Source organism: Streptomyces sp. NPDC057486 (assembly GCF_042802415.1).
Taxonomy (GTDB): Bacteria; Actinomycetota; Actinomycetes; order Streptomycetales; family Streptomycetaceae; genus Streptomyces; species Streptomyces yanii.
In genome coordinates this window covers 1-13,102 of record NZ_JBHVEE010000044.1, presented here as the reverse complement: position 1 = coordinate 13,102, position 13,102 = coordinate 1, and the positions used below count along the sequence as shown (strand labels likewise).

10 protein-coding genes are annotated in these 13,102 nt (G+C 71.4%); all 10 read left to right on the top strand.

Going from position 1 to position 13,102, the window contains the following annotated elements; all coding sequences use genetic code 11:
* The first annotated feature begins 132 nt into the window (after nucleotides 1-132).
* Nucleotides 133-228: an Ms4533A family Cys-rich leader peptide gene (locus ACFU6I_RS21225; RefSeq protein WP_323135872.1), complete on the top strand. Its 96-nt coding sequence runs from the start codon at nucleotides 133-135 to the stop codon at nucleotides 226-228.
* Nucleotides 229-460: 232 nt separating this feature from the next.
* A complete protein-coding gene (locus ACFU6I_RS21220) occupies nucleotides 461-2,185 on the top strand; it encodes an ABC transporter substrate-binding protein (RefSeq protein WP_384368923.1) in 1,725 nt (574 codons plus the stop codon).
* Nucleotides 2,186-2,187: 2 nt separating this feature from the next.
* On the top strand, nucleotides 2,188-3,174 hold the full coding sequence (locus ACFU6I_RS21215) for an ABC transporter permease (protein ID WP_384368920.1): 987 nt from the start codon (nucleotides 2,188-2,190) through the stop codon (nucleotides 3,172-3,174).
* Complete coding sequence (locus ACFU6I_RS21210) at nucleotides 3,171-4,160, top strand: ABC transporter permease (protein WP_384368917.1); 990 nt, start codon at nucleotides 3,171-3,173, stop codon at nucleotides 4,158-4,160. Before ACFU6I_RS21215 ends, ACFU6I_RS21210 begins: the two co-directional genes overlap by 4 nt.
* Complete coding sequence (locus tag ACFU6I_RS21205) at nucleotides 4,157-5,833, top strand: dipeptide ABC transporter ATP-binding protein (RefSeq protein WP_384368914.1); 1,677 nt, start codon at nucleotides 4,157-4,159, stop codon at nucleotides 5,831-5,833. The genes ACFU6I_RS21210 and ACFU6I_RS21205 overlap by 4 nt, the downstream gene beginning before the upstream one ends.
* Before the next feature lie 191 nt (nucleotides 5,834-6,024).
* The gene (locus ACFU6I_RS21200; protein WP_384368911.1) at nucleotides 6,025-7,770 is read left to right on the top strand and encodes a glycosyltransferase; all 1,746 of its coding nucleotides are present in this window, start codon (nucleotides 6,025-6,027) and stop codon (nucleotides 7,768-7,770) included.
* Between the two features lie 697 nt (nucleotides 7,771-8,467).
* Nucleotides 8,468-9,661 (top strand): hypothetical protein, encoded by a 1,194-nt coding sequence (locus ACFU6I_RS21195; protein ID WP_384369055.1) that lies wholly within the window; start codon nucleotides 8,468-8,470, stop codon nucleotides 9,659-9,661.
* 184 nt (nucleotides 9,662-9,845) lie between these two features.
* On the top strand, nucleotides 9,846-10,811 hold the full coding sequence (locus ACFU6I_RS21190) for an NAD(P)-dependent oxidoreductase (protein ID WP_266981777.1): 966 nt from the start codon (nucleotides 9,846-9,848) through the stop codon (nucleotides 10,809-10,811).
* Nucleotides 10,799-11,611, top strand: coding sequence for a spherulation-specific family 4 protein (locus tag ACFU6I_RS21185; protein WP_384368908.1), 813 nt, complete (start codon nucleotides 10,799-10,801; stop codon nucleotides 11,609-11,611). The genes ACFU6I_RS21190 and ACFU6I_RS21185 overlap by 13 nt, the downstream gene beginning before the upstream one ends.
* Nucleotides 11,612-11,696: 85 nt before the next feature.
* A complete protein-coding gene (moeZ, locus tag ACFU6I_RS21180) occupies nucleotides 11,697-12,875 on the top strand; it encodes an adenylyltransferase/sulfurtransferase MoeZ (RefSeq protein WP_384368905.1) in 1,179 nt (392 codons plus the stop codon).
* The last annotated feature ends 227 nt before the right edge of the window (nucleotides 12,876-13,102 follow it).

Here is a 13,102-nt window from a genome sequence, read left to right as displayed (position 1 = left end):
CCCGTCGACCGCCTCCCGGCCGATGCCCGCGACGAGGCCGGGCGTCCGGCCCCCGGAGAGGGTGTCCGACATGTGGGACGACTGTCTCATTCCGCGTTGACATCAAGGGGGCGGTCGCGCATATTTCTCGGCATGTCACGCAGCCCCGTCACCTTCGAACGCGCAGCCATAGAGCTGGCGCTCATCGGTGTGACCGGGCACAGCGTCGCCGACATTCACTGTTGCTGACGCCTGCCTGAGCGCGCGTCGACTCCCTTTCCCCGAGCCCTGTCCCGCAGGGAACGGCTCTTCCCGACTGCCGCGCCGGGCGTACTCCGTCCGCAGGCGCGGCAGTTTCGGTGTCCCGGTCCGGTTCGTTCTGATCCCTGACCGTTTGTTCCATCCCGCACCCTCGCTGCTGCCTGCACGGATCCTCGTTCAGCCTCCTTCCGTCAGCAGTACTCCGAGAGGTCATCTTCCGATGCGTCAACCGTCCGTCATATCGCGCCGCGTGGCAGCGGCCGTCGTGGTTCTCGTCGTGGGTTCGGGCGCCGCAGCGTGCGGGCCCCAGGACAGCAAGGGCAGCGACGCCGGCTCCGGCGCTGCGGGCAAGCCCGCCAAGGGCGGCACGCTCACCGTCCTCAACAGCAACGCGCAGGAGGACTTCGACCCCGCGCGGCTGTACACCTCCGGCGGCGGCAACGTCCCGTCCCTGGTCTTCCGTACGCTGACCACCCGCAACCGGGAGAACGGCGCGGCCGGCGCGAAGGTCGTGCCCGACCTGGCGACCGACCTGGGCACGCCCAGCAAGAACGCCACCGTCTGGACGTACACGCTCAAGGACGGCCTGAAGTACGAGGACGGCACAGCGATCACGAGCGCCGACATCAAGTACGGCATCGAGCGCTCCTTCGCTGCCGAACTCTCCGGCGGCGCGCCCTATCTGCGCGACTGGCTGATCGGCGGCGCCGACTACCAGGGCCCTTACAAGGACAAGAAGGGCCTCGCCTCGATCGAGACGCCCGACGCGAAGACGATCGTCTTCCACCTCAACAAGCCGGAGGGCGAGTTCCCCTACCTGGCGACGCAGACCCAGACGACCCCGGTGCCGAAGGCCAAGGACACCGGCGCGAAGTACGAGAACCATCCGATCTCCTCGGGTCCGTACAAGGTCGTCAGGAACGAGGGCGACGGCGAGCGCCTCGTCCTGGAGCGCAACACGTTCTGGTCGGCCGCCACCGACGAGGAGCGCAAGGCGTACCCGGACCGGATCGACGTACGCTCCGGACTCGACTCCGCCGTCATCAACCAGCGGCTCTCCGCCTCCCGGGGCGCCGACGCCGCCGCCGTCACCACCGACACCAACCTCGGCCCGGCCGAGCTCGCCAAGGTCACCGGCGACAAGAAGCTCGCCGCCCGCGTCGGCACCGGCCACTTCGGCTACACGAACTACATCGCCTTCAACCCGAAGGTGAAGCCGTTCGACAATCCGAAGGTGCGCGAGGCGATCTCGTACGCCGTCGACAGGTCCTCCGTGATCAACGCGGCCGGCGGTTCCTCGCTCGCCGAGCCCGCCACCACCTTCCTGCCGGAGCAGGCGTCCTTCGGCCACAGCGCCTACGACGCCTTCCCGGCCGGCAGGACAGGCAACGCGGCCAAGGCCAAGGAGCTGCTGAAGGAGGCCGGTTACGCCAAGGGCCTGACCATCACCCTCACGCACTCCAACGAGAAGAACTTCGCCACCAGCCCGGAGATCGCCACCGCGATCCAGGAGGCGCTGAAGAAGGCCGGGATCACGGTCGAGCTGGAGGGCCTGGAGGGCAACGCCTACTCGGACAGGATCCACGACGTGAAGAGCGAGCCCGGCTTCTTCCTCACCGGCTGGGGCGCCGACTGGCCGTCCGGCGGTCCGTTCCTCGCGCCGATCTTCGACGGACGCCAGATCGTCAAGGACGGCTACAACTTCAACGCCTTCCAGCTCGACGACCCCTCCGTGAACAAGGAGGTCGACGAGATCAACAAGCTGACCGACCTGAGCGCGGCCGCGAAGCGCTGGGGCGCGCTCGACAAGAAGATCGGTGAGCAGGCGGTGACCGTGCCGCTGTTCCACCCGGTCTACAAGCGCCTGTACGGCGAGGCCGTCAAGAACGTCGTCATCAGCGACTGGACCGGCGTGCTCGACATCTCGCAGGTCGCGGTCAAGTAACCATGGCCGAAGCTCTGCTGGTCGAGGAGGCGGGCGTCGCTGCGGCGGCCCCCGCCTCCGGGGCCTCCTCGTTCCGGCGGCGGCTGCGCGCGCGGCGCTCCGCCGTCGTGGCGGCCGTGATCGTCGCCCTGCTGGTCCTGGTCGCGCTCGCCGCGCCGCTGCTGGCGGGCATCGAGGGCCAGGACCCCACCACGTACCACGCGAACCTCGTCGACTCCGCCACCGGCGGCGTACCGCTGGGATCGTTCGGCGGCATCAGCGCCGAGCACTGGCTCGGCGTCGAACCGCTCACCGGCCGCGACCTGTTCGCCCGAGTCGTGTACGGGGCGCGGGTCTCGCTCGGCGTCGCGCTGGCCGCGACCCTGCTCCAGGTGATCGTCGGTGTGGTCGTCGGTCTCGCCGCCGGACTCGGCAACCGGTTCGTCGACCAGGCGCTCAGCCGCGTCACCGACATCGTCGTCGCCCTGCCCGTCATGGTGATCGCGCTCGGTGCGCTCGCCGTCGTCCCCGCCGGCTTCCCGCGCCCGGTGCTGATCGCCGCGATCGTCGGGCTGGTCGGCTGGTCCGGCATCTCCAAGATCGTGCGCGCCCAGACCCTCGCGCTGAAGTCGCTCGACCATGTGGCCGCCGCCCGGCTCAGCGGCTGGGGCGGTGCGCGGATCGCCCGGCGCGAACTGCTGCCCGCGCTCGCCGCACCCGTCATCACGTACGCCGTGCTGCTCTTCCCCGGCAACATCGTCGTCGAAGCGGCGCTGTCCTTCCTCGGCGTCGGCATCAAGCCGCCCACGCCGTCCTGGGGACAGATGCTCAGCGACGCCGACACCTGGTACCAGGCGGCGCCCACCTATCTGCTGATCCCCGCCCTGCTCATCTTCATCACCGTGCTGGCGCTGACCGTCCTCGGCGAAGGCGTACGCAACGCGCTCGACCCGCGTGTCGCCTCGCGGCTGCGGATCGGCACCGGACGCAAGAAGGAGGCCGGAGGATGACCCGGTTCCTGCTGCGGCGCCTCGGCGGGGCGCTGTTCGTGCTCCTCGCCCTCAGCGTCGTCGTCTACGCCGCGTTCTACGTCGCCCCGGGCAACGTCGCACAGATCGCCTGCGGGCCGCGCTGCTCACCCGCCCAGGTGGCGCAGGTCAGCGACCAGCTCCGGCTCGGCGACCCGCTGTACGTGCAGTACGCGCACTTCCTCCAGGGGATCTTCGTCGGCCACGACTACTCGACCGGCACCGGGATCCTGCACTGCCAGGCCCCCTGCCTCGGCCGCTCCTACCAGGACGACCAGCAGGTCACCCAGATGATCCTCACCAAGCTCCCGGCCACCGCCTCGCTCGCCATCGGCGCCTTCGTGCTGTGGATCCTGCTCGGCGTCGGCACCGGACTGCTCTCGGTGTGGCGGCGCGGCCGGGCGACCGAGCGGATCCTCACCGGACTGACCCTGGCCGGCATGGCCACGCCGGTCTTCGTCATCGGTCTGCTGCTGATCATCGTGTTCTGCTCGGCGCTGCAACTGCTGCCGTTCCCCGACTACGTACCGCTCACCGAGAACCCGGAGCAGTGGGCCTGGAACCTGCTGCTGCCCTGGGTCTCGCTGGCGCTGGTCTCCGCCGCTCCGTACGCCCGGATGACCCGGTCGTCGATGCTGGAGACCCTCGCCGAGGACCATGTGCGCACCTTCCGCGCATACGGGGTGAGCGAACGAGGCCTCGTCGGACGGCATGCGCTGCGCGGCGCACTCGGCCCCGTGATCGCGCTCGGCGCGCTGGACATCGGCTCGATGTTCGGCGGCGCCGTCCTCACCGAATCGCTGTTCAACATCCCCGGCGTCGGACGTGAACTCGTCGACGCCGTGAAGAACGTCGACCTTCCGGTCGTCGTCGGCCTGGTGCTCGTCACCGGCTTCTTCGTCGTCCTTGCCAATGCCGTCGCGGACATCCTGCAGGCGATGGCCGACCGTCGGGTGGTGCTCTCATGAGCCTCGTCGAGGTCTCCGATCTGACGATCTCCTTCGACGGCGCGGCGGGCGCCCGGGCCGTGGACGGACTCTCCTTCACGCTGGAGGCGGGCGCCGCGCTCGGTGTCGTCGGTGAGTCCGGCTCCGGCAAGAGCGCGTCGGCGTACGCCCTGCTCGGACTGCACCGGGGGACAGGAGCCACCGTCGGCGGCTCGGTCCGCGTCGCGGGCGTGGATGTACAGGCCGCGACGGACGCGGAACTGCGGGCGCTGCGCGGCGCGAGGGCCGCCATGGTCTTCCAGGATCCGCTGTCGTCCCTGGATCCGTACTACGCGGTCGGCGACCAGATCGCCGAGGTGTACCGGGTCCACACGCGTGCCTCACGGCGGGCGGCGCGGGCGCGGGCCGTGGAGGTCCTCGACCGGGTCGGCATCCCCGACGCGGCACGGCGTTCCCGGTCCCGGCCGCACGAGTTCTCCGGCGGGATGCGGCAGCGCGCCCTCATCGCGATGTCGCTCGCCTGCGAGCCGCAGCTGCTGATCGCCGACGAACCGACGACCGCGCTGGACGTCACCGTCCAGGCCCAGATCCTCGACCTGCTGCACCAGCTGCGTCATGAAACGGGCATGGGACTGCTGCTGGTCACCCACGACGTGGGCGTCGCGGCGGAGAGCGTCGACGACGTGCTGGTCATGCAGGCGGGCCGGGAGGTGGAGAGCGGGCCGGTCGCCGACGTGCTCGGTGCGCCCCGTCGGCCGTACACGCGCGAACTCCTCTCCGCGGTGCCGCGGGTGGACGCGAAGCGGGCGAAGCCGGCCGCGGCGCCGGGCGTGAAGGGCGCGGTGCCGGTCCCGGCGCCGCGGGATGCGGGTGGTGGCGAGCCGCTGCTCGAAGCCGTCGGCCTGCGGCGCGAATTCGGGCGCGGCAGCGACCGGGTCATCGCCGTGGACGATGTCTCCCTCACCGTCCACCGCGGCGAGACACTCGGCATCGTCGGCGAGAGCGGCAGCGGCAAGACGACGCTCGGCCGGATGCTCGTACGCCTCCTCGACCCGACCGGCGGCAACCTCCGCTACGGGGGTGTGGAGATCGGCTCCCTGTCCGACAAGGCACTGCGGCCGTACCGGCGCGAGCTCCAGATGGTCTTCCAGGACCCCGTCGCCTCGCTCAACCCGCGCCGCTCGATCGGCGAATCCGTCGCCGATCCGCTGCGCGCCGCGGGCGTGCTCGACGACACCAGGATCCGGAGTCGTGTCCAGGAACTGCTGGAACGCGTCGGGCTCGACCCCGACCGGTACGACCGCTACCCGCACGAATTCAGCGGCGGACAGCGCCAGCGCGTCGGCATCGCCCGCGCACTCGCCGCCGGCCCCGAGCTGATCGTCTGCGACGAACCGGTCTCCGCGCTCGATGTCACCACCCAGGCGCAGGTCACCGCACTCCTCGCCGAACTCCAGCGGGAACTGGGGCTCGGGCTGGTCTTCATCGCCCATGACCTGGCCGTCGTCCGGCAGGTCAGCGACCGGGTCGCGGTGATGCGACAGGGCCGGATCGTCGAACAGGGCAGCGTCGACGAGGTCTACGGGGCGCCGCAGGATCCGTATACCAGGCAGCTCCTCGCCGCCGTACCCGCGCTCGATCCGGCACTCGCGACGGTGCGCCGGGCGGCCCGCAAAGAGCTGGCCGCAGCCTGACCCTGCGTGACCGACCATCCTCTTAGCGCGACGGAACGCTACGGGGGTGGGAAAGTTACGACTGTTCACCCCTTTCGGTGGCGCGATGGACAACCGTCCGTCGCGCCACCGGCATATCCGCTTACGGTCGTCCCGCTGTGAGTCGCCAAAACCATCGGCGGCTGCCCACAAGGAAGATCGGGGGTGCGCTCGTGCGGATCGGACTCCTCACCGACGGTGGTTATCCATATGCGACCGGTGAGTCCAGGCTCTGGTGCGACCGTCTGGTGCGCGGGCTGACCCAGCACGAGTTCGACCTCTACGCGCTCAGCCGTTCCGCCGAGCAGGAGGCGCAGGGCTGGGTACAGCTTCCGATCCAGGTCAGCCGGGTGCGGACGGCGCCGCTGTGGATGACCGACGAGGACATTCCGGGCGGCCACGTTCCCAAAGGGCTGCTCGCCCGGCTGGTGACCGGAGGGGGCGGGCGGTCGTACGGACGGCGCGAGCGGCGCCTGTTCACCGCGCACTTCACGGCGCTCGCCACGTCGATCTGCACGTCGGACGCGACCGCGGAGGGCGGCGATGCCGGGTCGACGGCCGACGCCGCCGACGCACAGTTCACCGACGGGCTGTACGGACTCGCCGAACTGGCCCGCGAACACGGCGGACTTCCCGCGGCGCTCCGCTCCGAGACAGCTGTGCGCGTACTGGAAGCAGTTTGCCGCGCCCGGGGCACCGGGCGGACCGTCCAGGCAGCGACCGTCCCCGACCTCCTCGCCCTCGCCGCGGAACTGGACCGCGTCCTGCGCCCGCTCTCCCTCGACTGGTACGACGAGGAGAGCCTCGGTGCGGTCGACCTCTGCCACGCGGCGTCCGGCGGGGCAGCGGCCCTGCCCGGGCTGTTGGCCAAACGCTTCTTCGGCGTCCCGCTGCTGGTCACCGAGCACGGCGTGCAGTTGCGGGCACACTACCTCGCAGCGACCGGCACGGCCCTGGGCGCGCCGGTACGCGCCCTGCTCGCCGGGTTCCACGGACGGCTCGCCACCGAGGTCTACCGGCAGGCCGCGCTCATCACCCCCGGCAACACGCACGCACGCCGCTGGCAGGAACGGTGCGGCGCCGACCGTGCCAAGCTGCGCACGGTCTATCCCGGCATGGACGCCGCCCGCTTCGCAGCCCTGGGGGAGAGCAACGACGAGGGCGGTCCCGACACCCTGGTCTGGGTCGGCCGGATAGATCCGTCCAAGGACCTGATCGCACTGCTGCACGCCTTCGCACGGGTACGGAAGGCCGAACCGGACGCCCGGCTGCGGATCATCGGCGCACCGGCACCGGGTGCGGAAGGCGCCACGTACCTCGCGCACTGCCGGGCACTCGCCGCCCAGCTCTTCCCCGACGAGGCCGCCGACGCACATGCCGTGGGCGACAACCCGGTCTCCTTCGAGGACATCGGCGGCGCCGAGGTCTCGGACCTCGCCGAGGCGTACGCGGCGGGCGGGATCGTCGTCCTCTCCAGCGTCGTCGAGGGCTTCCCGATCAGTCTGGTCGAGGCGATGTTCTGCGGACGGGCCACGGTGTCGACGGATGTCGGCGCCGTCGTCGAGGTCATCGGCGGTACGGGTCTCGTGGTGCCCCCGCGCAACCCCCGGGCGCTCGCCGACGCGTGCATCACGCTGCTGCGCGACCCCGAGCGCCGTGCACGTCTCGGCGCGGCGGCGCGCGCCCGCGCCCTCGAACTCTTCACCGTCGAACAGAACCTCGCGGCATTTCGCGGCATTTACCTGGAACTGATCTCCCACTCCCCGGTGCGCAGGGAGGCGGACGGCGTCCCACGCCCGTTCGCATCTCCGCCCGAGGCCCAGGTCCTCGGCAGCTGGACGGTTCCCGCGCACACCCCGAGCTGGGCCACCGAGGGCGTGTGCGCGAGTGCGCTCGGGACGGCGGACCGCGATGGGTGAGCAGCAGACGGACAGAAGGACGAGCCGGTCCGGCGGACTCGGCATGGATCACGGAGGATTTCCCATGGGCGGCCGCCCGACCGAGGCGCTCGACGTCCCCGGCACCACGACGACCGGCAGGAGCTGGGACCCCCACTCGGAAGCCCTGGTCTCCGAACCCCGGGGCACGGAGATTTCCGTCCCGGCCCGGGAGCGGCCCGGGACGGGGGCGATGCCGGGCCTTGCGGGGGTGGGACCGCTGCGAACGGTGGCGGTGATGGAGCATTCGTCGACGAGAGGGGCGACCGGGGGGCCGGACTCCCCGCAGGAACGGGACCCGGACTCGGATTCGCTGCGGGACCCGGCGCCGGATCGGGAATCGGCGCCGGTGCCGGACGTGACCGGGAGTCCGGCAGCCGACTTCCCCGCGACGGCCGACGAGTCCCCTGCCGCCACGGGCGGGGCACTCACCGGCGTCGGAACCGCCGATGTCCGTGCGGACCCCGAAGAGCGCGCACAGCCTGGCGCCGGCGCTGCGCAGGGCGCCGGTGCTGTGGCGGAGAGCGCAGGCGCGTCCGAGGAGGGTGCCCTCGCGGAGGCCGAGGCCGGTACGGCGCCCGAGGCCGGAGCTCTCGAGCAGGCCCCGACCCCTGCCGGGCCCGCCGCCTGCGCCCCGGGTGCGGCCAGGACCGGGACGCGGACCGACACGCCGGCCGAGATGCGGACGCAGACACCGCCCCGGACACACCCCGAGACCGACGACGCACCCGCACCCACCCCCCGGGCCCCCGAGATCGCACACACCCGTGCCACCCCCGCACGCAAGCTCAGTGGATTCCGGCGCGGGCCCGTCGATCCTGTGAAGACCCTCATGCACCACCACCGCGACCTGTGCGAACGCGCCGTCGACCCGCTGGAGATCGCCGCCGGGCTCGAAGCCCACGGGGTCACCGACCGCACCGCCGCCCGTTACCGGCACCGCGATGTCTTCTCGCTCGCCGAGGAGCTCTACGCGCGGGTGCCCGCCGTCACGGGGGAGCCGGCGCGCGCGGTGCCTCCCGCGCCGGTGCGCGACATCGAGACGCGCGCCGTCTGGTCGCTCCTCGCGCTGCTGCCCGGTGCGGCCTGCACCGCGACCGCCGTCGTCCTGAAACTCACCGAGGGAACACTCGGCGGCGGGGCACGGCTCACCGTGTCCCTCAGCGGGGCACTCGTCGCGTTGATCGGGCTCGGCCTCTGCCTGCGGAGCGGCCCCCTGCGCGTCCCGGAGAGCCGCTCCTCGGCGGCAGCCACCCTGTATGCGGGCTGGCTCCTCGGCTACGTCCTGTACGGCCAGGCGCTGCTCGACCAGGTCCTCAGCGGCGGCCCGGAAGGACCCTGGGCGCTCACCCCCGCGCCCCTGTTGGGGCTTGCGCTCGCCGTCGCTCCCGCCGCCTGGTGCGCGCACCTCTTCTCCGTACACGCACAGCGCAGACTCACCGGCAGTCGCGCACTGGAGGAGTTCGCCGCAAGGGCGCGCCCCCTCCTCCTCGGGACCGTCGCCCTCTTCCTCTGCGTGCTCTCGGGGCTGCTCCGCCTCGCCGAACTCGGGTACGGAGGCGGCGGCAGCCTCGTCGCGGCCGCCGCACTCGGCGTACTCCTCCTGCTCGCCCGGCTGCTGACCGTCCACGGCTTCCCGGAGGCCGCCACCACCGGACTCGCCGCCGCCTGCGCCGTCGAAGCGGCCGCCCCCGCCCTGATCCTGGCTGGGCGGCTGCCCGGCCTCGATGTCCTCGCCCGCCCCGTCCACGCGGTCATCGAGGCGGGCGGTACCGGAGCCGTACCCGCGATCGCCTGCGGCGCAGCCGCGCTCGGGCTGCTGATCCACGCCACCGTCGCCCTCTCCAGGGCGTCCGCCCACACCACCGCATAAGCCGCGATGAAGAGCCACTTCCTGTGCGACTCCCGCGGAGCCGACGCCGCGGGTCCTTGTCCCTCGGCGCCCGCCTTTGGACCCGACAGGCACTTACCGCCCACCACCTCCCCAAGGAGACACCGGACATGACCCCCCAATCCCCCGCACCGGCAGCCCGCCGTCGGCACGAAGGGGGCACCCGATGAGGGTTCTGCTGCTCGGAGCCAACGGGTTCCTCGGCCGGTTCGTGGCCGACCGGCTGCTCGCCGACCCCGCCGTGCACCTCACGGCGCTCGGCCGCGGCGACGACGCCGACGTACGGTTCGACCTCGCGGGCGGTTCCCCCGGAGCACTCACCCGATTCCTGGACGCCGTTCACCCCGGCGTCGTCGTCAACTGTGCGGGCGCCACCCGAGGCGGCGCCCGGGACCTGACCCGGCACAACACCGTCGCCGTCGCCACCGTCTGCGAGGCGATGCGGCGCAGCGGCTGCAGCGCCCGCCTCGTCCAGCTGGGCTGCTCCTCGGAGTACGGACCCTCGCAGCCCGGCTCCTCGACGGCGGAGGACGCCATCCCGCGCCCGGGTGGGCCGTACGGCGTCTCCAAGCTCGCCGCCACCGAACTCGTCCTCGGCTCCGGCCTCGACGCGGTCGTGCTGCGGGTCTTCTCGCCGGTCGGCCCCGGAACCCCGGCCGGCTCCCCGCTGGGCCGGCTCGCCGAGGCGATGCGCCGTGCCATGCAGTCCGGCGACGGCGAGCTGAAGCTCAGCGGCCTCGGGGTGCAGCGCGACTTCGTCGACGTACGGGACGTCGCCCGCGCCGTGCACGCCGCCTCGCTCTCCGCCGCGCAGGGAGTCGTCAACATCGGCACCGGCCGTGCCGTACGGCTCCGTGACGCCGCCGCCGTGCTTGCCAAGGTCGCGGGCTACCCGGGTGCGCTCCACGAGCTGGACACGCCCCCCGCACGGATGCCCATCGGCGCGCCCCGCACCTCCTCCGAGTCCGTCATCGAACACCTCTCGGCGACCCCGTCCCCGTACCCCGACGGCTGCGGCGCCTGGCAGCAGGCAGACGTGCGCACCGCCCGCGACCGGCTCGGCTGGCGGCCCCGGATCAACCTGGAGGAGTCCCTCGCCGACATCTGGATGGAGGCGGCATGCCGCATCTGACCAGCGCCGGAACGGCACGCAGGACCGGCGGCGCCGATCAGCTCGGCTTCGGCGTCCCCGGCTACGCGCATCCGCTGCTCGCCCCCACCGAATGGGCCGAACTGACCCGCCCCGGCACCCACCTGCACTGGGCGGTCCTCAACATCGACAGCGGTCCCGGCGCCCGGCCCGACCCGCACTGTCTGGAAGCCGCGGGCCGGCTCCGCAACGCCCGCGAACGGGCCCTGGACGGCGAGACCGCGCAGGACATCGTCCGGGCAGGGGGAGGCCGGCTGCTGGGCCACCTCGATCTGGCCCACGGTGACCGTCCGTTCGACGAGCTGATCACCGACGCGCAGTCCTTCCTCGACTGGTACCTCGTCGACGGCTTCTACCTGGACCGGTGTCCCGCCGACCGCGCCGATCTCCCGGCGGTCCGCCGTCTCACCGGCACGCTCGACACGCTTCTCGAGGACGGGCTGCTGGTGCTCGGGCACGGGACCCATCCGTATCCCGGCTACGCCGAGACCGCCGACCAGCTGGTCACCTTCTCCGGGGCCTGGACCGACTACCGTTGGTCGCAGGTGGCGGAGTGGACCGCCGCCTATCCGCCAGGACGCTTCGCGCACTTCGTGCACGGTGTTCCGCGCACCCACCTCGACGAGGCCATGCGCATCGCCCGCTGGCAGGGCGCGGGCACGATCTTCTTCACCGACCGCACCGTGCGGAGGGGAAGCAAGGGGCAAACCGATCCATTCACGGCGCTGCCCGGGTACTGGGACGAAATCGTCTCGCGGATCGGACCTGGTATCTCGGAATGAGAGGGGGCGTGGCAGTGTTACGGCAAGAACAACCGTACGTAGATGAAGTACGTAGAAACCGACCACCTGCATTGTTGAGGTTCCTGTGTCGCTGCCACCCCTGGTCGAGCCAGCTGCTGAGCTCACCGTCGACGAGGTCCGCAGGTACTCCCGCCACCTGATCATCCCGGATGTCGGGATGGACGGGCAGAAGCGGTTGAAGAACGCGAAGGTGCTCTGTGTGGGCGCCGGCGGTCTCGGTTCGCCGGCCCTGATGTACCTGGCCGCCGCCGGTGTCGGCACGCTCGGCATCGTGGAGTTCGACGAGGTCGACGAGTCGAACCTGCAGCGCCAGATCATCCACAGCCAGTCCGACATCGGCCGTTCCAAGGCGGAGTCCGCCAAGGACTCGGTCCTCGGCATCAACCCGTATGTGAACGTGATCCTTCACGAAGAGCGGCTCGAGGCCGAGAACGTGATGGAGATCTTCTCCCAGTACGACCTGATCGTGGACGGCACGGACAACTTCGCCACCCGCTATCTCGTCAACGACGCTGCGGTACTGCTGAACAAGCCGTACGTGTGGGGTTCGATCTACCGCTTCGACGGCCAGGCGTCCGTCTTCTGGTCCGAGCACGGTCCCTGCTACCGCTGCCTCTACCCGGAGCCGCCGCCGCCCGGCATGGTCCCGTCCTGCGCCGAGGGCGGCGTCCTGGGCGTGCTCTGCGCGTCCGTCGGTTCCATCCAGGTCACCGAGGCCATCAAGCTGCTCGCCGGTGTCGGCGACCCGCTGGTCGGCCGACTGATGATCTACGACGCCCTGGAGATGCAGTACCGCCAGGTCAAGGTCCGCAAGGACCCCGACTGCGCGGTCTGCGGCGAGAACGCGACCGTCACCGAACTCATCGACTACGAGGCCTTCTGCGGCGTCGTGTCCGAGGAGGCCCAGGAGGCGGCGCTCGGCTCCACGATCACTCCGAAGCAGCTCAAGGAGTGGATCGACGCGGACGAGAAGATCGAGATCATCGACGTCCGTGAACCGAACGAGTTCGAGATCGTCTCGATCCCCGGCGCGACGCTGATCCCGAAGAACGAGTTCCTGATGGGCAACGCCCTCCAGGACCTCCCGCAGGACAAGCGCATCGTCCTGCACTGCAAGACCGGCGTCCGCAGCGCCGAGGTCCTCGCGGTCCTCAAGTCGGCGGGCTTCGCCGACGCGGTGCACGTCGGTGGCGGCGTGATCGGCTGGGTCAACCAGATCGAGCCCGAGAAGCCGGTGTACTAGCGCCCCTCCCGGCACGCTTTGCCCCGTCGCGACGCCCGGCACGCACGCTCGGACGACGCTCCTCTTGGGGCAAACATCGCCGGTCGCGGCACTAGGGCGTGTGTCGGAAGTCCCGCCTGCCCGGCGACGCCCGGCACGCACGCTCGCTGCGTTGTCGGGGTCGTCCACGTACGTCCAGTACGAGGACGACCCTCCGCCTTGCGATCGCACGCACCGGACGCCGCCGG

What these genes read in the sequence shown, in the direction of transcription:
- ACFU6I_RS21225 (WP_323135872.1), top strand. Translation starts at nt 133, where the DNA reads ATGTCACGCAGCCCCGTCACCTTCGAACGCGCAGCCATAGAGCTGGCG.
- ACFU6I_RS21220 (WP_384368923.1), top strand. Translation starts at nt 461, where the DNA reads ATGCGTCAACCGTCCGTCATATCGCGCCGCGTGGCAGCGGCCGTCGTG.
- ACFU6I_RS21215 (WP_384368920.1), top strand. Translation starts at nt 2,188, where the DNA reads ATGGCCGAAGCTCTGCTGGTCGAGGAGGCGGGCGTCGCTGCGGCGGCC.
- ACFU6I_RS21210 (WP_384368917.1), top strand. Translation starts at nt 3,171, where the DNA reads ATGACCCGGTTCCTGCTGCGGCGCCTCGGCGGGGCGCTGTTCGTGCTC.
- ACFU6I_RS21205 (WP_384368914.1), top strand. Translation starts at nt 4,157, where the DNA reads ATGAGCCTCGTCGAGGTCTCCGATCTGACGATCTCCTTCGACGGCGCG.
- ACFU6I_RS21195 (WP_384369055.1), top strand. Translation starts at nt 8,468, where the DNA reads ATGCGGACGCAGACACCGCCCCGGACACACCCCGAGACCGACGACGCA.
- ACFU6I_RS21190 (WP_266981777.1), top strand. Translation starts at nt 9,846, where the DNA reads ATGAGGGTTCTGCTGCTCGGAGCCAACGGGTTCCTCGGCCGGTTCGTG.
- ACFU6I_RS21185 (WP_384368908.1), top strand. Translation starts at nt 10,799, where the DNA reads ATGCCGCATCTGACCAGCGCCGGAACGGCACGCAGGACCGGCGGCGCC.